Origin of the sequence: Solwaraspora sp. WMMD406 (assembly GCF_029626025.1) — a bacterium.
Classification (GTDB): Bacteria; Actinomycetota; Actinomycetes; order Mycobacteriales; family Micromonosporaceae; genus Micromonospora_E.
In genome coordinates this window covers 361,420-378,696 of sequence record NZ_JARUBF010000001.1, presented here as the reverse complement: position 1 = coordinate 378,696, position 17,277 = coordinate 361,420, and the positions used below count along the sequence as shown (strand labels likewise).

The 17,277-nt window shown below is 69.5% G+C and carries 17 protein-coding genes, 1 tRNA gene and 1 pseudogene; 11 read left to right on the top strand and 8 right to left on the bottom strand.

Annotation, left to right across the window (positions count from 1 at the left end; genetic code table 11):
• Nucleotides 1-27 precede the first annotated feature (27 nt).
• Entirely contained in the window at nucleotides 28-1,179 is a 1,152-nt protein-coding gene (locus O7632_RS01590; RefSeq protein ID WP_278110795.1) for a magnesium and cobalt transport protein CorA, read from the top strand.
• 76 nt (nucleotides 1,180-1,255) lie between these two features.
• Here O7632_RS01590 and O7632_RS01585 read toward each other — a convergent pair whose 3' ends face one another.
• Complete coding sequence (locus O7632_RS01585) at nucleotides 1,256-1,987, bottom strand: hypothetical protein (protein ID WP_278110793.1); 732 nt, start codon at nucleotides 1,985-1,987, stop codon at nucleotides 1,256-1,258.
• Between the two features lie 120 nt (nucleotides 1,988-2,107).
• Here O7632_RS01585 and O7632_RS01580 point away from each other — a divergent pair, with 120 nt between their 5' ends.
• On the top strand, nucleotides 2,108-2,638 hold the full coding sequence (locus O7632_RS01580) for a peptidylprolyl isomerase (RefSeq protein WP_278110791.1): 531 nt from the start codon (nucleotides 2,108-2,110) through the stop codon (nucleotides 2,636-2,638).
• A 184-nt stretch (nucleotides 2,639-2,822) separates the two neighbouring features.
• A complete protein-coding gene (locus tag O7632_RS01575; RefSeq protein ID WP_278110789.1) occupies nucleotides 2,823-3,758 on the top strand; it encodes a rhomboid family intramembrane serine protease in 936 nt (311 codons plus the stop codon).
• Here O7632_RS01575 and O7632_RS01570 read toward each other — a convergent pair.
• Nucleotides 3,721-4,209: a PH domain-containing protein gene (locus tag O7632_RS01570; RefSeq protein ID WP_278119763.1), complete on the bottom strand. Its 489-nt coding sequence runs from the start codon at nucleotides 4,207-4,209 to the stop codon at nucleotides 3,721-3,723. The two genes, O7632_RS01575 and O7632_RS01570, sit on opposite strands and share 38 nt — an antisense overlap.
• Nucleotides 4,210-4,348: 139 nt before the next feature.
• Between O7632_RS01570 and O7632_RS01565 the strand changes: the two genes are divergently transcribed.
• The 3 genes from O7632_RS01565 (at nucleotide 4,349) to O7632_RS01555 (ending at nucleotide 7,280) form a co-directional block, all read left to right on the top strand.
• Entirely contained in the window at nucleotides 4,349-5,566 is a 1,218-nt protein-coding gene (locus tag O7632_RS01565; RefSeq protein WP_278110788.1) for an acetyl-CoA C-acyltransferase, read from the top strand.
• A 95-nt stretch (nucleotides 5,567-5,661) separates the two neighbouring features.
• Complete coding sequence (locus O7632_RS01560; RefSeq protein WP_278110787.1) at nucleotides 5,662-6,132, top strand: hypothetical protein; 471 nt, start codon at nucleotides 5,662-5,664, stop codon at nucleotides 6,130-6,132.
• Nucleotides 6,133-6,578: 446 nt separating this feature from the next.
• On the top strand, nucleotides 6,579-7,280 hold the full coding sequence (locus O7632_RS01555) for a glycosyltransferase family 2 protein (protein ID WP_278110785.1): 702 nt from the start codon (nucleotides 6,579-6,581) through the stop codon (nucleotides 7,278-7,280).
• A gap of 26 nt (nucleotides 7,281-7,306) precedes the next feature.
• On the opposite strand, the gene O7632_RS01550 is transcribed toward O7632_RS01555, so the two are convergent.
• Entirely contained in the window at nucleotides 7,307-8,203 is an 897-nt protein-coding gene (locus O7632_RS01550; RefSeq protein WP_278110782.1) for a transketolase, read from the bottom strand.
• On the bottom strand, nucleotides 8,196-9,035 hold the full coding sequence (locus O7632_RS01545) for a transketolase (protein WP_278110780.1): 840 nt from the start codon (nucleotides 9,033-9,035) through the stop codon (nucleotides 8,196-8,198). The genes O7632_RS01550 and O7632_RS01545 overlap by 8 nt, the downstream gene beginning before the upstream one ends.
• A 46-nt stretch (nucleotides 9,036-9,081) precedes the next feature.
• Between O7632_RS01545 and soxR the strand changes: the two genes are divergently transcribed.
• A complete protein-coding gene (soxR, locus tag O7632_RS01540) occupies nucleotides 9,082-9,534 on the top strand; it encodes a redox-sensitive transcriptional activator SoxR (protein WP_278110778.1) in 453 nt (150 codons plus the stop codon).
• A 55-nt stretch (nucleotides 9,535-9,589) separates the two neighbouring features.
• Here the strand turns inward: soxR and O7632_RS01535 are convergent, their stop codons facing one another.
• Both O7632_RS01535 and O7632_RS01530 read right to left on the bottom strand, forming a co-directional pair.
• On the bottom strand, nucleotides 9,590-9,775 hold the full coding sequence (locus O7632_RS01535; RefSeq protein WP_278110777.1) for a hypothetical protein: 186 nt from the start codon (nucleotides 9,773-9,775) through the stop codon (nucleotides 9,590-9,592).
• A 561-nt stretch (nucleotides 9,776-10,336) separates the two neighbouring features.
• Nucleotides 10,337-11,320, bottom strand: a complete 984-nt coding sequence (locus O7632_RS01530) for an NAD(P)H-quinone oxidoreductase (protein ID WP_278110775.1) — start codon at nucleotides 11,318-11,320, stop codon at nucleotides 10,337-10,339.
• A 130-nt stretch (nucleotides 11,321-11,450) separates the two neighbouring features.
• Between O7632_RS01530 and O7632_RS01525 the strand changes: the two genes are divergently transcribed.
• Nucleotides 11,451-11,537: transfer RNA gene (locus O7632_RS01525), tRNA-Ser, on the top strand.
• Nucleotides 11,538-11,563: 26 nt separating this feature from the next.
• On the opposite strand, the gene O7632_RS01520 is transcribed toward O7632_RS01525, so the two are convergent.
• Nucleotides 11,564-12,049, bottom strand: coding sequence for a MarR family winged helix-turn-helix transcriptional regulator (locus O7632_RS01520; RefSeq protein WP_278110773.1), 486 nt, complete (start codon nucleotides 12,047-12,049; stop codon nucleotides 11,564-11,566).
• 121 nt (nucleotides 12,050-12,170) lie between these two features.
• Between O7632_RS01520 and O7632_RS01515 the strand changes: the two genes are divergently transcribed.
• The 3 genes and pseudogenes from O7632_RS01515 (at nucleotide 12,171) to O7632_RS01505 (ending at nucleotide 14,973) form a co-directional block, all read left to right on the top strand.
• On the top strand, nucleotides 12,171-12,818 hold the full coding sequence (locus tag O7632_RS01515; RefSeq protein WP_278110771.1) for an NAD(P)H-dependent oxidoreductase: 648 nt from the start codon (nucleotides 12,171-12,173) through the stop codon (nucleotides 12,816-12,818).
• Nucleotides 12,819-12,989: 171 nt separating this feature from the next.
• Nucleotides 12,990-13,295, top strand: a pseudogene (locus O7632_RS01510) (non-reducing end alpha-L-arabinofuranosidase family hydrolase); the annotation flags it as partial.
• A 184-nt stretch (nucleotides 13,296-13,479) separates the two neighbouring features.
• The gene (locus tag O7632_RS01505; protein WP_278110769.1) at nucleotides 13,480-14,973 is read left to right on the top strand and encodes a cell wall anchor protein; all 1,494 of its coding nucleotides are present in this window, start codon (nucleotides 13,480-13,482) and stop codon (nucleotides 14,971-14,973) included.
• 72 nt (nucleotides 14,974-15,045) lie between these two features.
• Here O7632_RS01505 and O7632_RS01500 read toward each other — a convergent pair whose 3' ends face one another.
• Nucleotides 15,046-17,211 (bottom strand): hypothetical protein, encoded by a 2,166-nt coding sequence (locus O7632_RS01500; RefSeq protein ID WP_278110767.1) that lies wholly within the window; start codon nucleotides 17,209-17,211, stop codon nucleotides 15,046-15,048.
• Between the last annotated feature and the right edge of the window lie 66 nt (nucleotides 17,212-17,277).

The window sequence follows — 17,277 nt, the reverse complement described above, 5'->3', positions numbered from 1 at the left end:
CGCGGACACGGGGAGGGAGACGGGCCGATGGCGGATCAGGATCGTGGGCAGCGGTGGCCGGAGGGCGGCAGCGGTCGGGCGTTGTCGCGGGCCTGGACGGCCCCGGTGCGGGCGGTCAGCCGGATGCTCCACTCCGCCGACGGCACCCCGGTGGCGGAGGCGTCGCCACCGCCCGAGCCGCGCAGCGGGATCGTCGACTGTGCCCTCTACATCGACGGGATCCGGCAGCCCGGCAGCTGGAAGCATCCGGAGGCGCTGGCGACCGCCCGCCGCGAGCGCAACGCCTTCGTGTGGCTGGGTCTGCACGAGCCGAGCCTGGCCGAGATGGCCGGCATCGCCGACACGTACGGGCTGCACGAGCTCGCGGTGGAGGACGCGGTCAAGGCCGAGCAGCGGCCCAAGCTCGAACAGTTCGGCGAGGTGCACTTCCTGGTGCTGCGGACCGCCCGCTACGTCGACCACGAGAAGCTCACCGGGGACTCGGAGGTGGTCGAGACCGGGCAGGTGATGCTCTTCATCGGGCAGGGCTTCGTGATCACCGTCCGGCACGGGGACGCCTGTCGGTTGGCGCCGGTCCGGGCGGATCTGGAACGTAACCGGGACCTGATGGTGCAGGGCCCCTGGGCGGTGGCGTACGCGGTGACCGACCGGGTGGTGGACCTCTACCTGGAGGTGACCGACCGGGTGGAGACCGACCTGGACACCGTCGAGGCGGACGTGTTCTCGCCCGAGGCGAGCGACAAGGTGCACGAGATCTACCAGTTGAAGCGGGAACTGGTGGAGTTCAAGCGGACGGTGGCTCCGTTGCAGCGGCCGATGATGACGCTGACCGCCGAGATCAACGAGGTGGTGCCGGTGGAGATCCGGCGCTACTTCCGGGACGTGCAGGATCACCTGAGCCGGGTCGTCGAGCAGGTCAACGCCTACGACGACCTGCTCAACTCGATCCTGCAGGCCCGGTTGGCGCAGGTCACCGTGGCGCAGAACAACGACATGCGCAAGATCGCGGCGTGGGCGGGTATCGCCGCGGTGTGGACCGCGTTGGCCGGCATCTACGGGATGAACTTCGAGTTCATGCCGGAGACCGGCTGGACGTTCGGCTATCCGATCGTGCTCGCGTTGATGCTCGGTATCTCGTTGGTGCTCTACCGGTCGTTCCGGCGTAACGGCTGGTTGTGAGCCGAGCTACCCGCCGCAGGGCGCGCCGGGTCACCCCGGCGCGCCCTGGTACGGCGTACGGCGTCGTCGGCCGGGCTCAGGCGCGGCCGTTGCGCATGGCGGCCGCCGGGTCGTTGCCGAGCTGGTCGATCGGGTCACCGTGCGGCTTGCTGCCGGCCGGTGGGGTCACCTTGGCGCCGGAGGTCGCGGCGGTGCCGGAGGTCATGGTGCCGTCCGAGGCGGCCTTCGGGCCGACCGAACCGGATGTGGCGCCGGTCGTCGAGCCCGCCGACTCCATCGCCTGACCCGGGTCGTACTCCTCCCACTGGGTGGCGCGCCGACGGCGTACCACCATGGTGCCGATCGCCGCACCGGCCGCGAGCACACCGACCACGATCGGCCACCGGCGGCGTCCGGATCCGCCCGACGAGGGCATCAGCCTGCTCTTCATCGACGTGCTCTTGCCGGGCTTGAGCCGGCTGGCCTTGGTCTTGGCGGCCATCGCCTTCATCCCGGTCAGCTTCGTTGCCTTCATGTTCTTCGCCTTCACCTTTCTGGTTGCCTGGCTGGCCTGACGGGCACCGTCGGCGGCCGCCACCGCCAGCGGGGCCAACGCGGCCATCGTCGCGGCCACGCTCTGCGCGGCGGAGTCCCGTACCCGGTCGGCGGTGGGTGTCACGGCGTCCCGGGCCGCGAGAACGCGCGGCCCCACGGAGGCGCCGACACCTCCGGCCGCGTGCGTCGCGGCCCGCCGGAAATGGTCGAGTCCTTCACCGAGTTCCGCCCGGACGAGGGCCCGCCGGGTCTTGCGCCTGGAGATCCTCAACACCTGCGCCTACCTCCTGTGCTGTCGTCACGCCGTCATCCTCCACCTTCGGGTGCCTCCGCGCGGCCGGATCGGGCACATGGGAGGATCCGCATGGAACTGACCAACAACTGAGGAGTACCCGTGGCTGAGGCTGTCTACGCCACCCTGCACACCAATCACGGACCGATCCGGTTGGAGCTGTTCGCCAACCACGCACCGAAGACGGTCCGCAACTTCATCGAACTCGCGGAGGGGACCCGCGAGTACACCGATCCGCGTACCGGCCAGCCGGGTAGCGGTCCGTACTACGACGGAACGATTTCCCACCGCGTGATCAGCGGTTTCATGGTCCAGATGGGCGACCCGACTGGCACCGGTCGGGGCGGCCCCGGCTACACCTTCGCCGACGAGTTCCACCCGGAGCTGCGCTTCGACCGGCCGTACCTGCTCGCGATGGCGAACGCCGGACCGGGCACCAACGGTTCGCAGTTCTTCATCACGGTCGGCCCCACCCCGCACCTGAACAACCGGCACACGATCTTCGGACAGGTGGCGGACCAGGACTCGGCCAAGGTGGTCGACTCCATCGCCACCACCCCGACCAACCCGGCGGACCGGCCGCTCAGCGACGTGGTGATCAGCCGGGTCGAGATCGAACGGGTCGGCGGCTGATCCAGTACCACCTGGTGTCATCCCCGGGACCACCTGGTGTCATCCCCGGGACCACCTGGTGTCATCCCGGGACGACGTCCGGCTGAGTTGATCATGAGCGGCGGGGTCCACACCTCGGCGGGGTAACCTTGGCGCTCATGAGCAAGCACCGGGATCGCCGGATACGGCGCAGTGAGGTGGCGCGATGAGTGATCCAGCCCCGACCGTGCCGGTCTGCTACCGGCACACGTCACGGGAGACCTGGGTCCGGTGCTCCCGGTGTGATCGGCCCATCTGCCCGGACTGCATGCAGGAAGCGGCGGTCGGGCACCAGTGCCCGGAGTGCGTCGCCGACGGCCGGCGCACCCAGCGGTCGGCGCGCACTGCCTTTGGTGGCAGTGCCGCCGGCCAGCAGGGTCACATCACCAAGATCCTGATCGGCCTCAACGCGCTCGCCGCGCTGATCGGCCTGGTCATGGCCGGTGGACAGGGGCTCAGCCTCGGGCTGTTCTCCGCCGCCGGCCGGCTGCACGCCTTCGGAGGGGTGATCGGGTCGGACGTCACGGTCCGCCCCAACGGGGACGTGCTGGCCGGGGCGTTGCCGGCGTACGGCGACGTCTTCGTCGGCATCGACGGCGGCGGTGTCTGGCGACTCGTCACCGCCATGTTCATCCACTACGGCCTGCTGCACCTGGCGTTCAACATGTGGGCGCTGTGGGTGCTCGGACGCAACCTCGAATCGGTGCTCGGACCACTGCGCTTCCTGGCGCTCTACCTGATCGCCGGGCTCGGTGGCAACGTGGCCGCCTACCTGATCGACCCGGAGAAGCTGTCGGCCGGTGCCTCCACGGCGGTCTTCGGCCTGTTCGCGGCCTTCTTCATCGTGCTGCGCCGGTTGAAGCGGGACACCTCCGCCGTGGTCGGCATCCTGGTGATCAACCTGATCCTGACGTTCACCGTGTCCAGTCTCTCCATCGCCGGGCACCTCGGCGGCCTGATCACCGGTGGTCTGATCGGCGCGATCCTGGCGTACGCGCCCCGCACCAACCGTACGGTGGTCCAAGCGGTCGGCTGCGGCGCGGTGGTGCTTTTCCTGGTGCTGATCACCGTTGCCCGGATGGCTCTGGCCCAGGCGGTCTGAACCGGAGCCACATCGCCCGCAGCGTCGCGGCGACGTCGGCCGGCGGGGCACCCAGCTCGTTGGCCCCGAACAGCCGCAACGTCTCTCCGGCGTCGACTTCCAGCAGTTCGGTACGGATTCCCCGGTGCCCGCGCCGGTCGACGGTGATCGCCTCGATCCGGGCCCAGGGCAGCAGCCGCCGGCCGGCGATTCCCTCGACGACGGTGATTCCGTCCGGCCCGGCCGCCAGGCGTACCGGCGCGATCAGGTCGCGGATCGCCCACCCGAGCAATCCGATGCCGGTCAGGCCGGCCAGCGCCAGCCGTACCGGGTCGCCGTCGGCGAGCAGGAGCCCGAGCGCCGCGATTGACACCGCGCCGAGCGCCTTGAGCACCGGAAGCTTGCCGGGCACCCGCCAGCTCACCTGCGGCTCGGTCGATCCACTCAGGTTGCCTGCCGGTCCGCTCGGCATTTCTGGCGTACCGGGCGTGTTCGCCAGGTACGCGTCGGGCGTGTTCGGCAGGTCGGGTGAATCGGGCACGCAGTCAAGGATGCCAGCCGCCGCCGGTAGCGCGTACGATCGGAGCACACCAAGTTACCGGGGAGTAGGCATGAGGGACGCGGTCGTCGTCGGCGCGGTACGGACTCCAGTCGGGCGTCGGAAAGGTGCCCTGGCGGCGGTGCATCCGGTGGACCTCTCCAGTCACGTACTCCGGGCGCTCGCCGAGCGGACCGGTCTGGACCCGGCCGGTGTCGACGACGTGATCTGGGGCTGCGTCTTCCAGGCCGGCGACCAGAGCTGGAACATCGGGCGGAGCGCGGTGCTGGCCGCCGGGTGGCCGGAGGCGGTACCGGGCACCACTATCGACCGGCAGTGCGGCTCCAGCCAGCAGGCGTTGCACTTCGCCGCCGCGTCGGTGATCTCCGGCCAGGCCGACCTGGTCGTGGCCGGGGGAGTGGAATCCATGACCCGGGTGCCGATGGGAGCCAGCACCGGCACCGGTCGGCCGTTCGGCGACCAGGTGCGCGACCGGTACCGGGGGATCGACGGCGTCGCGGCGGACGAGCCGGTGCCGTTCAACCAGGGCGTCGGGGCCGAGTTGATCGCCCGGCGGTGGGGGTTGTCCCGTACCGAGTTGGACGAGTTCGCGCTGTCCAGCCACGAACGGGCGGCGGCCGCCCAGGACGCCGGCGAGTTCGACGCGGAGATCGCCCCGGTCCCGGTGCCCGGCGCTGTCGGGTCGGGCGGCGACGGGTCGGCCGCTGTCGGGTCGGGCGGCGACAAGTTCAGCGTCGACGAGGGGATCCGCCGCGACACCTCGCTGGCGAAACTCGGCGAGTTGGCGACCCCGTTCCGGGCCGACGGCGTGGTCACCGCCGGATCCGCCTCGCAGATCTCGGACGGCGCGGCGGCGCTCGCGGTGACCACCTCGGAGTGGGCGCGGGCGCACGGGCTGCGTCCGTTGGCCCGGGTGCACACCGCCGTGGTCACCGGCGACGACCCGGTGATGATGCTGACCGCGCCGATACCGGCCACCGCCAAGGCGCTGCGCCGCGCCGGGCTCGACCTGGCCGACATCGGGGTGTACGAGGTCAACGAGGCGTTCGCACCGGTGCCGCTGGCCTGGCTCGCCGAGACCGGTGCCGACCGGGGCCGGCTCAACCCGCGTGGCGGAGCGATCGCCCTCGGGCATCCGCTCGGTGCCAGTGGCGCCCGGATCATGACGACCATGCTGCACCACATGCGGGCCAACGGCATCCGGTACGGGCTGCAGACGATGTGTGAGGGTGGCGGGATGGCGAACGCCACGATCATGGAACTCCTCTAGCCTGGGTGGCGTCCAGTCACAGGTGGTGGAACTTCTGTGGCTGAAAATTCGCCACTACGCCGAGTCGTCGTAGGTTGACGTGTCGTTAACGCGACATGGACGTCTTCTCACGCACGTTTCTGCCCGCCGCGGCCGAAACCAGCGTGCCGATCTCGACTACCAGCCGTCACATGCCGGTGTTCCGGCGTTGTGTCTCACCCAACGAACGCACCGTCCTCGTCGCCCGGTGTCAGCGCCCCGAACAACACATGCAGGGTGACTACCTGCTGTTACTCACCAAACGGCGGCTCGTCGTGACGCATGAGACGCTGCTGCTGCGCCGGCTGCGGCTGCATCTCAACAGCGAGCTCCGCCACCTCGACCACGTCACCTGGACCGCTGACCCGAGGTCCGCGATCGTCGAACTCGCGGTGACCGCGATCGACGGCGTACGGGAACGATTCATGATCAAGCTCGGCGATCGGGAGCACGCCGCACACGTCGAAGCACTACTGAGTTATGCGTTCCTGGCCCAGCCGGTGGACGCCCGTACCACCACCGCCACCACCGCCATCACCGCCGCCTGAGCCGCCGAATCCCGGTCGGCGGCTCCCGACCGTCGAGGCCCTGGGTAGCCGAACAGCTGGGCTCAGGGCCCAGGGACCGCCGACTGGATCGAGCCGGAGCAGGTCGAGCACTTCAACCACACTTCCCGGGTCCGTCCGCCGATCAGGGCAAAGGTGAACGCCTTGCCGGCACCGAGACACTTGGGGCAGATCGGTGGCCGTCGCCTCCTGGGTCCCGGTAGGTCGTGCTTTTCGCCCATGTTGGCGACCTTACCGCCACCTTCGCGGATAGCGGTTGCCGATCGAAGCGGCCGGACCCCGTCACCACGCGGAGGTGGCCCGCTGGACCGGCTGCCACGATCCACGCCCGGATCAGGGCAGCCGATCCAGGAGTGTCGCCGGACGCGTGGTAGCCAGGCGCTCAAGCTACGCTAGGGCGATTGTCGTCAGGCCGTACGGAGACCACCGTGAAGCTCTCGATCCTCATGCCGGTCTACAACGAGGAAGAACGCGTCGGAGACGCCCTCAAGCAGGCTCTCGCCGTAGACTACCCGTGCGAGATCGAGCTCCTCGTCGTCGACGACGGCAGCCGGGACGGCACCGGTGAGATCCTCAGCCGGGTCGACGACGCCCGATTGCGCGTGATCACCCATCCACGCAACGCCGGTAAGGGCGCGGCGATCCGTACGGCCGTCGATTCCGCCGAGGGCGACTACATGGTCATCCTCGACGCGGACCTGGAGTACGACCCGCAGGACATCCCGAAGCTGCTCGATCCGGTCCTCGATGGTCGGGCCACCGTGGTCTACGGCAACCGTACTTTCGGTAGTCACAGCGCCTACAGCTTCTGGTACGTGATGGGCAACAAGGCGGTGACCACCGCCGCCAACGTGATGTTCAACTCCTACATCGGCGACCTGGAAACCTGCTTCAAATTGTTGCCACTGTCGCTGTACCGGTCGCTGGACGTGCGCTCCCGGGGCTTCGGCATGGAAGCCGAGGTGACCGGCAAGCTGCTGCGGCGCAAGATCCGGCCGTACGAGGTGCCGATCTCCTATCGGGCGCGGGGCCGTGAGGAAGGCAAGAAGATCACCTGGAAGGACGGCGTCGAGGCGCTCTGGATCCTGGGTCGGGAGCGGACCCGCCGCCAGGAGCGCCCCATCGCCTGACCCACCGCCGCAGTCAGTCGCGGCGATCAGGAGGTCACGAACCGACTGATCGACCGGCGGAGGCCGGCCGGGTCCAGACCATGCCACCGGTCGTGGTCGGCCGGAGTCCCGTACCGGTGCAGGTCGGTCCGCCCGACGCCGAGTGCCAGCAGCCGGTGCGGCCGGTCGGACAGCGCCTCGGCGACGAGATGGCTCGACGTACCGGCGAGGTAGGGCTCGACCAGGACGACCGTCGGCGCGTCGTGGTCGGTCAGGTCGCGCAGCCCGGCCACGTCGAACGGTCGCGGCGTGTTCGTGTACGCCACTGTCGCGTCGAGCCCGTCGACCGCGCCCAGCACCGGGTCGAGTGTCGGGCCGACGGCGACGACGACCGGGGCTCCCCCGCTGCCCCGACGCACCGTCACCAGTCGACCCGACACCCCGTCATCGGGTGCGACGGCGTTGCCGCGTGCACTCAGCCGCAGGTACACGGCGTCGTCGTGGGCCGTCGCGGCCCGCAGCAGCGGCTCCACCTCGGCCGGATGCCCCGGTACGTGCACGGTCCACTGCCCTGCGGTGTCGATCAGCGCCACGTCACCGGGGGACATGTGGGTGCGTCCCTCGGCCGACGCGTCGTAGGACGCGCCGACGCTGACCAGGACCGCGCCGACGCCCTGATGGTCGAGGTCGAGCTTGATCTGCTCGTACGCCCGGTCGATCAGGAACGGCGCGTAGGAGTGGGCGATCGGACGTAGCCCGGTCAACGCCAACCCGCCGGCGACGCCGATCATCAACTGTTCCCGGATGCCGACGTTGAGCACCCGGTCCGGGTGGCGCCGAGCCGCCGGGGCGAACAGTTCGGCGGAGATGTCGGCGAGCACCAGCGCGGTACGCGGATCCTCGTCGAGCAGTCGGGTGGTGGTGGCGACGAACGCTTCACGCATGGTCGTTTCCCTGTTCAGCGATGTGTCGGGCGGTCTCCGGTCCGGCAGGTTTCCTGGGAACTCGGGCGACCACCACGTGCGGGTGGGTGCCGTCGTGTGCCCGTAGGGCGGCGGCGAGTTCGGTGTGTCGGCAGGCCTCGACCGTGGTCGACGTCCAGCCGTGGACGGTGAACCGGCTGGCCACGCCGCCGGGCCAGCCGTGGGTGGCGGAGTCGTTGTCCACCACGACGACGGTGAGGTCACCGAGTTGGCGGCTGCCCGCGTACGCGATCGCTTCGTGGTTGGAGCCTTCGTCGAGTTCGGCGTCGCCGACCAGAACGTAGACGCGGGCACCGACCGGCTGACCGGAACCGGGCGTCAGGCCTTGGGCGCGCAGGCCGAGCAGGGTGCCGACGCCGAGCCCGAGCCCGTGCCCGAGGGAGCCGGAGCCGATCTCCACGCCGGGCACCAGCAGTCGGTCCGGGTGGTGGCCCAGCGGGCTGTCCGGCCCGGCGAGGTCGTCGAGCCAGGCGACGGGCAGGAATCCCTTGGCGGCCAGTACGGCGTAGAAAGCTGCTGGTCCGTGTCCCTTGGACAGCAGGAACCGGTCCCGGTCGACGGCGTCGGGTCGGTCCGGCCGGACCCGCAGGATCTGGTCGTAGAGCACCCAAAGTACGTCCAGGGTGGATTGTGAGCTGGGCTGGTGCTTTTCGTCGCCGGTGATCCGGCGCAGCAGTGGCGTCAGCGCCGCGTGGCTCGCGACCAGGGACGGGTCGGTGATGGCCGTCGATGGTCTGGTCGGGGTCGTCGACCGGCCGGTCGCGGCGGGTTGGTTGGCCAGCGTCGTGGTCATGAGACTAGCCTGCAACCTAAAGCTGACTTCAACTCAAGGTCTTGTGATGCGGGAAGCACTCACCATCGGCGAACTGTCGGCCAGATCCGGGGTCGCCTCGTCCGCGCTGCGCTACTACGAACGACTCGGGCTGATCCGAGCCGACCGTACCGGTGGGAACCAGCGCCGGTACGAGCGCAGCGAGTTGCGCCGAGTCGCGTTCATCCGGATCGCCCAGCAGGTCGGTGTGCCGTTGGAGGAGATCCGCGCCGCGCTGGCCGAGCTGCCGGAGTCGCGTACCCCGACCAGGGCCGACTGGGCACGGCTGTCCCGTCGCTGGCGGGCCCGGCTCGACGACAAGATCGCGATGCTGACCCGACTGCGGGACGAACTGACCGACTGTATCGGCTGCGGCTGCCTGTCGCTGCAACGTTGTGGGCTCAGCAATTCCAGTGACCGGCTGGCCGGCGCCGGACCCGGCCCTCGGATCCTGCTCGGCGACCCACCGGCCGGCCGGTGACCGCCCACGCTTACCGATACCGCTGGTGCCGGTAGGCGGTCACCGGCGGACGGGGTCAGACGTCGAGGTCGTCGAGCGCCTTCGCGAGCTGTTTGAGATCGAAGATGCCGCGCGCGGGGGCCGGCGTCGCGGGCGGGCCGGCGGCCTTGGCGATCCGGTCCCACACCTCCGCCGCCCGTGGCGTCGCGGCGGCGTTGACCGTGTACGGCCGGGTCGGCACCAGCAGGCGCTCCACCAGCACGGGCTTGTCGATGATCGCCGGCCGTTGGGGATAGCCGGCGAGGCTGCCAGGTCGAGCTCGGTGGCGACCGGATCGCGGCGGCCGAAGACGAACGGGTGGCAGAGGATCCCGTCGATGGTCAGATCGGTCGGCCACAGGGTCGGCAGGGTCTCGGTGACAGACTGTCCGAAGTGGGTCATCCAGTGACCACCGTAGAGCCACGCGCCGGCGGTCTCGGTCGCGTCGGCGACCGCGACAGTGTGCTCGGGTCGACGGCGACCACGTGGTCACCGGCCACACCGCCGTACCGCTGTGATCGCGGCACGGGTGCCCCGCTGCCGTCGTGCACCGCGCCTCGCGTCCAGACCTTCGGCGCGTCCAGGCCCGGATCGGTCGCTTTCGAACGGGGTGATCAGCGCGGGCGCGACCTCCACGATCGAGTCTTCGTGGAGATACCTCGGGTATGGTGGCTGCCGGGGTGAACTCGTGTTCCTTGCGGCGGCCTCGTGTTCCTTGCGGCGGCGGCGAATCCACCGGCTGGCGGGGATCTTGATTCCCGTACCGCGGCCTGGTCGCGCCCCATCAGCCGGTGGTCAACAGCACCTTGCCCAGGTGGTCACTGCTTTCCACGATCCGATGTGCTTGCGCCGCCTCGGCCAGCGGCAACCGGCGGTCGATCATCGGCCGTACCGCCCCGGAACCGATCAGCGGCCACACCTGGTCGTGCACCCGCCGGACGATCTCGGCCTTCTCGGCGACGGGTCGGGACCGCAGGGCAGTGGCGAAGATCGTGGCGCGTTTGGCGAGCAGCGCGCCGAGGTCCAGTTCGGCCGTACGGCCGCCCTGCAGTCCGATGATCGCCAGCCGGCCGCCGGTGGCCAGCACATCGACGTTGCGGGCCAGGTAGGCGGCACCGACGATGTCCAGGATCACGTCGACTCCGTCGTGGCCGTCGGTGAGTAGTTCCCGGCAGCGGCCGACGAAGTCCTCGGTGGGGTAGTCGATGGTGTGGTGGGCGCCGAGTGAGCGCAGCCGGTCGTGCTTGGCGGCCCGCGCGGTGGTGATCACGGTGGCACCGAGCGCCGCGCCGAGCTGGATGGCGAACGTGCCGATTCCACTGCCACCGCCGTGGACCAGGAACACGTCCCCAGCACGCAGGCCGGCCAGCTTGACCACATTGGACCAGACCGTACAGGCGACCTCGGGCAGGGCGGCCGCGTCGACCAGATCCACCCCGGCCGGCACCGGCAGCAGTTGACCGGCGGGTACGGCGACGCGCTGGGCGTATCCGCCACCGGCGAGCAGCGCGCACACCTGGTCGCCGACCCGGTGCCCGGTGACGTCCGCGCCGACCGCGCTGATCACTCCGGAGCATTCCAACCCGAGGTACGGCGACGCGCCGGGCGGGGGTGGGTAGTGCCCCTGCCGTTGGAGCAGGTCCGCCCGGTTGACCGCGGTGGCGGCGACGTCGATGATCACGCCGTCGGGACCGGGGGTCGGATCGGGTACTTCGGCCCAGACCAGAGCGTCAGGGCCACCGGGTCGGGGCACGGTGATCGCGTACATGGGATAAGTCTTACCGGGTCGGTTGGGCTACCGCTGCGTTAACCAGCGCTTCGGCGGCGTTTCTGGGAGCGTGGCACACTAGGGCGCAGCGGCACGGAGGCCAACGCGTGTTTCGGGCTCCGCCGCGCCGGGAGGGCTCGCCTAGTGGCCGATGGCGCCGGTCTTGAAAACCGGTAAGGCAGCAATGTCTTCGTGGGTTCGAATCCCACGCCCTCCGCGCTCCGACAATCACCCGGCCCGCCTTCATCGACGGCGGAGACCGTCGTCGGCGTCGTCGGCGAGGTTGCGGGCGACCTGGCAGGCGACCTCGCGCAGCACGTCGATCTGGTGTTCGGTGAGGCCGTCGATGACGTATCGGCGGACAGCCGCGACGTGTCCGGGGGCCGCGGCTACCACGAGGTCCCATCCGGCGTCGGTGAGTACGGCGGTGGTGTATCGGGAGTTCTCGGGGTCGGGCTCGCGGCGTAGCAGGCCTCTTCGTTCGAGGCGCTTGACGACGTTCGACAGTCGGGAGAGCGAGCTGGCGACCTGTCCGGCCAGCTCACTCAGGCGTAGGGTGCGGCCGGGCGTCATGGACAGGACGCTTAGCGCGAAGTAGTCGAACAGGGTGAGGTCGTTGTCCCGCAGGAGCTGGGCGTCGAGCGCGCTGGGCAGGTTGAACATGAGCTTGGCCAGGGCCATCCACGCGTCGCGTTCGCGGTCGGTCAGCCATCGGGGTTCGTCCGACATGCGGCAAGCCTACTTCCCACTTCACTGTTGAAGTGAGCCATCTCTCAGAGGGGTTCAACCTTGAAGCGACTTGCCCTACGCTCAGACTTCAAGCTTGAACCTACTGCCTCAAGGAGTGGCTGTGTCCCTGTTCCGGCTGGACGCCAGCATCCGTACGCACGGTTCCGCGAGTCGCGAGATCGCCGACATCGTCGAGGAGGAATGGCTCGCCACCCGCCCCGGCGACCAGGTCGAACGTCGCCACGTCGGCGTCGACGCCCTGCCGGCGACCGCCTGGGCGGCGGCGGTGACCGCCGGCACGACCCCGACCCACGAGCGCACCGCCGAACAGCGCGACGCCGTCGCCCTCGCCGTATCCCTGGTGGACGAACTCCTCGCCGCCGATGCGATCCTGTTCGCCGTACCGCTCTACAACTACGGCGTGTCCCAGCACTTCAAGGCGTACGTCGACCTGGTGTCGACCGACCCCCGGGTGACCGGACAACCGTTTCTCGCCGGCAAGCCGGTTGTGCTGGTCACGGTGCGCGGTGGCGCGTACGGCGCCGGCACCCCGCGAGAGGGCTGGGACCACTCCACGCCGTACCTGCGTCGAATCATCGCCGATTGCTGGGGTGCCGACCTGACCGTGGTCGAGCGTGAATTCACCCTCGTCGGCGTCAACCCGGCCCTCGACGCCTTCACCGACCAGGCCGCGCGCCTGCACGTCGAAGCCCGGCGCGCCGCCCAGGAGGCCGGCCGGGCCCTCGGCGCGCTGCCCGTCGCAGGCTGAGCCGGCGGTCCAGCCTGCGGTCTAAGACCGCATCTCCGAGCCGGCCCTCCGAGCCGGCAGGGGTGTTCGGGCGCTCACCTGGTCGTTCGTGGGTCGGGCAGACGGTGACCCAGTCGTGGAGCACGGACCTGACCCAGAACGGCTCTGCGGTGACCGCCCGCAACGTCAGCCCTGATGATCGTCGAGGCCATCGGCTCCCAGGGCCGCTACTTCCGCTCCTTCACCGCCACCAACCTCGGCGGCACCTGGACCCCGAACGCCACCAGCGAATTCCACCCCTTCGCCGGCCGGGCCAACAGCGGCGCCACCTGGACCAACGACATCAGCCACGGCGAACTCATCCGCACCAACGCCGACCAGACCATGACCATCGACCCCTGCAACCTGCAGATGCTCTACCAGGGCCGCTCGCCCAACTCCGGCGGTGACTACGGCCTCCTGCCGTACCGGCCGGGCCTGCTCACCCTGCAACGCTGACCAACAGGCAACAAGAACCCGACATCTGACACGGCGGGCTCGGCACACAGCCGAGCCCGCCGCTGCACGTCGCGAGCTCGGTGACGGCACCACCGAGTTGCGCCCGCCGACCGATATCCGGCCAGGACGTGAAGCCCTATAGTCCGTTCCATCAACGCCGATCGTTGGCGTACGGGTGTCTGCTGTGGAGGACGTGATGGACGGTTGCCCGCCGGGGCGGATCCCGGATCTTGGGTTCGCCGCGAACGTGGTGTGTCGGCGATGGCCTGCCATTGCTGTAGCGGCGGTGCTGCTGGCGACGGTTCTGGTGTTCGCTGACGGCTCGATCGGTCACGCCAACGGCAACGGCATACCAGCTGGGCGGGGGGCCGCTGCCGCACCGACGCCCGGTCACGAGGTACGGCAGGCGCCGGCTGGGCTGGGTCCGGTGCGGGCGATCGCCGCCGGCAATTCGCATAGCCTCGCTCTGCGGACGGACGGCACCGTCTACGCCTGGGGCTTCAACGAGATGGGTCAGCTCGGCAACGGGGAGAGCGGCACGCACACGCCGACTCCGATGCTGGTGTGTGCCGTTGGCGAGACCGCCCCCTGCACCCGGTTTCTCACCGGCGTGATTGCCGTCGCGGCGGGCTACTACCACAGTCTTGCGGTGCTCAGCGACCGTACGGTTGTCGCCTGGGGTTTCAACTTCCACGGTCAGCTCGGTGACGGGACCACCACAAACCGACTGACGCCGGTGCGGGTGTGTGCGGTGGGGCAGGTCGCGCCCTGCAGTCGGTTCCTACGCGGAGTCAGATCCATCGCGACCCATTTCAATCACAACGTCGCGCAACTGGCCGACACCACAGCGGTGACCTGGGGACTCAACTCCGGTGCGCTCGGCGACGGGACCACTGTGGATCGCTCTGTTCCGGTGCGGGTGTGTGCGGTGGGGCAGGTCGCGCCGTGTACCCGGTTGCTGACCGGGGTCAGATCCGTCTCGGCTGGCTTGAGTCACAGCCTGGCGGTGGTCGACAAGGCGCGGCTCGTCGCCTGGGGTGCCAACCATTCCGGTCAGCTCGGTGACGGGACGACCACAAACCGACTGACGCCGGTGCGGGTGTGTGCGGTGGGGCAGGTCGCGCCCTGCGACCGGCCTCTTCCCGGGGTCAGGGCGGTATCAGGGGGTAGCTCCCACACCTTGGCGGTACTCGGTGACGGGAGTGTCGGTGCCTGGGGAAGCAACATCTCCGGGCCGCTCGGGATCGGCACCTTCGGTGGTTATAGAAGCACTCCGGTACGGGTGTGCGCGGTGGGTGAAGCCGCACCGTGCGCCCGGTTCCTGACCGGGGTGCGAAGCATCAGTGGCGGCAGTTCTCACAGTCTCGCGCAGCTGCGCGATGGTGGAGTCCTGGCGTGGGGCTACGGTCGTTCGGGTGATCTTGGTGGCGGCATCCTCGAAAACCGGGCAACTCCCGGTCGGGTGTGTGCGGTGGGGCAGAGCTATCCCTGTACGGCGTACCTCTCGCGGATCCGAGCCGTGGAGGCAGGTGCACACTTCAATTTGGCGCTGCAGCCCGACTACACCGTGATCGCCTGGGGGTACAACGGGGACGGGCAGCTCGGCACCGGCCCCGACGGGTATCACCAAAGCACTCCGGTGCTGGTCATCGCGCCCCGATCAGCGGTCCGATCGTAGCCGGCACCTGTCCACACCCGGGCCGCCCGCCGAGCGTGACCAGCTCGGCTGGTCACGCTCGGCGGGACCCGGTCAGCGGGCCGGGGTGGCGTACGCCTCGGTGGCCCTCAATCGCAGCGGCGGCGTACGGATTCCGCTGTCGGACCTGGCGGTGGCACCTGCCGCGCGTGCCGGGCCGGGGAGGAATTCGGCGTAGTCGTAGAGGTACTCGAAGGTGCCGGCGATGTCGACGACCACGTGGGTGTCGCCGGCGTGGTTGTAGATGTTGAAGTCGCCGTCGTTGAAGATGCCGGTGATGGCGGCGTTGGGGACCGTCTCGCCCTGGTAGGGGTTGAGGGTGCTGACGTTCGGCGGCTCGGTGCCGAAGTAGGCGGGCCAGACGCTGACGTGGGTGTTGGCGGTCGGTCGGACCGCGGTGATGTTCATCGACACGGCTTCGGTGTCGTCGGTGATGACGGACGCCGGGGTGGCGATGGTGGCGGTGGTGGTCGGCCCGAGGGCGGTCGGCGCGCCGAGCGCGGTACGGGTGTCGACGATCCGGGTCGGGTCGACGGGCCGGAACCGGGTCCCGTCGGCGAGATCCGTGTCCATGTAGAGGCCGAAGATGTCCACCAGGATGTGGGTGGGATCGGCGGATCCGTTGTGGATGGCGATCGACGGCATTCCGGCGCAGCCGAGATCGTCCGGGCAGGTGCCGAGGGGCACGATGGCCATGTTCGGCACGGTCCGGCCGGGCGTGAAGTTGAGCGTCGACGCCGTCGGCAGGTCTTGGACGCCGTCCCAGCTGGTCAGGTGGCCGCTGCCGACGGGCTTGACGGCGGTGACGTTGACCGCGACCGCCGAGATCCTGTCGTTCGTATCGTCTCCGTAGTCGACGGGGATGTAGACGATCCAGTCGCCGGGCAGCGGGCCGCCGAAGTAGGCATCGCGGGTGTCCAGGAGCCGTTCGTTGGTCGTCATGTAGTACTCGTCGCCGACCTCATTCCAGCCCGGCCTGATGTCGGTGCCGACGTAGTAGCCGACGACGTCGGCGATGATGTGGGTGCTGCCGCCCCGGTGCAGGATCGCTACTTTGCCGTCCGGGCCGACCGGTACGGTCACCGAGTTCGCGATGGTCCGCCCCTTGATGAAGTTCAGGTTGGACGAGGTCGGCGCGGCACTATCTGAGGGGTAGAGCGTCAGGTGTCCGGCCGCGGTCGGGCCGGTCACGGTGACGTTGAGCACGACGGCGGAAACCCCGCTGACGGCTACGCCGCCCCGCCCGCCCACCGACAGTCCGACGACCTTTTGGTCGGTGACAGCGGCCTTCGGTGCGCCGAGCCCGGTCCGAGTGTCGAGCACCCGTTGCGGGCCGACCGGGTGGTACGTGCCGACCGGATTGACCAGGGCAATGCCGGACAGGGCGACCTCCCGGCGCGCGTCCGGGTCGCCGGCTTCGGCGAACGTCAGGCGTGCCCACAGCTGGCCACGGGCTCTCCGGCTCATCTCGACGTCGATCTCGCAGCTTTCGCCGTAGTCGAGGCTGACCCCGTCGCAGGTGGTGGCCGCGATCTCGAAGTGCGGCGGCTGTGGCCCTTCGATCGCGAAGTCGGCCAGGGTGACGGGAAGCGGACCGGCCGAGGTCACGGTGACCGTACGGATCTGCCGTTCGAGTCCGACGTAGCGCTGACCGAAGTCGAGCGACCGGGCGTCGAGCGCGGTCGCCCCGTACGGCACGGTCGAGCTGAACCGTATCTCGCCCTGCATCGGGACTGTGTTGTTCGAGCAGGTGACCTGGTAGGTGATGGCGACGGCGCTCGGGAGCCCTGTCTCGGCGTCGCGGACGAACTCCTTGACGTCGAACCAGCCGGACATGCTGCAACCCCGACCTTCACCGGAGATGTCGAAAACGCCGTGGGTGGTGTTCGGAAGAAGATCATGGGTCAAGTAGCGGGTGCCGGCGATCAACTCGCTGCCGACAGGGGGCTGGACCCGAGCGTGCCAGAGGCTGCCGTCGGCAGCCGACACGCTGAGGCCGATTCCGTTGGGGGACCCGCTGATCTCGATGGTGGCGTTGTCGCTGTCGTACACCCGGGTGCCGGTCGAGAGCGGGTGATTTCCGAACGCTCCGTTGATCGTCAACGCGGTGTACGGCGCGGTCGGTGCGGCGCTCTGGGCCTGGGCCTGGGCTGGATGCAGGGCGAAGGTCGCGGCGAGAAGGGCGACTGTGCCGGCGGTGACGGCACGGGTGACACGCATATGGGCTCCCACGAGCTGGGGTGATGTGTCGAGCGGTGGGCTGGAGTATATCGGCGACCGCTCCCG

What these genes read in the sequence shown, in the direction of transcription:
- O7632_RS01590 (WP_278110795.1), top strand. Translation starts at nt 28, where the DNA reads ATGGCGGATCAGGATCGTGGGCAGCGGTGGCCGGAGGGCGGCAGCGGT.
- O7632_RS01575 (WP_278110789.1), top strand. Translation starts at nt 2,823, where the DNA reads ATGAGTGATCCAGCCCCGACCGTGCCGGTCTGCTACCGGCACACGTCA.
- O7632_RS01570 (WP_278119763.1), bottom strand. Translation starts at nt 4,209, where the DNA reads ATGCCGAGCGGACCGGCAGGCAACCTGAGTGGATCGACCGAGCCGCAG.
- O7632_RS01565 (WP_278110788.1), top strand. Translation starts at nt 4,349, where the DNA reads ATGAGGGACGCGGTCGTCGTCGGCGCGGTACGGACTCCAGTCGGGCGT.
- O7632_RS01560 (WP_278110787.1), top strand. Translation starts at nt 5,662, where the DNA reads ATGGACGTCTTCTCACGCACGTTTCTGCCCGCCGCGGCCGAAACCAGC.
- O7632_RS01550 (WP_278110782.1), bottom strand. Translation starts at nt 8,203, where the DNA reads ATGCGTGAAGCGTTCGTCGCCACCACCACCCGACTGCTCGACGAGGAT.
- O7632_RS01545 (WP_278110780.1), bottom strand. Translation starts at nt 9,035, where the DNA reads ATGACCACGACGCTGGCCAACCAACCCGCCGCGACCGGCCGGTCGACG.
- soxR (WP_278110778.1), top strand. Translation starts at nt 9,082, where the DNA reads ATGCGGGAAGCACTCACCATCGGCGAACTGTCGGCCAGATCCGGGGTC.
- O7632_RS01530 (WP_278110775.1), bottom strand. Translation starts at nt 11,320, where the DNA reads ATGTACGCGATCACCGTGCCCCGACCCGGTGGCCCTGACGCTCTGGTC.
- O7632_RS01520 (WP_278110773.1), bottom strand. Translation starts at nt 12,049, where the DNA reads ATGTCGGACGAACCCCGATGGCTGACCGACCGCGAACGCGACGCGTGG.
- O7632_RS01500 (WP_278110767.1), bottom strand. Translation starts at nt 17,211, where the DNA reads ATGCGTGTCACCCGTGCCGTCACCGCCGGCACAGTCGCCCTTCTCGCC.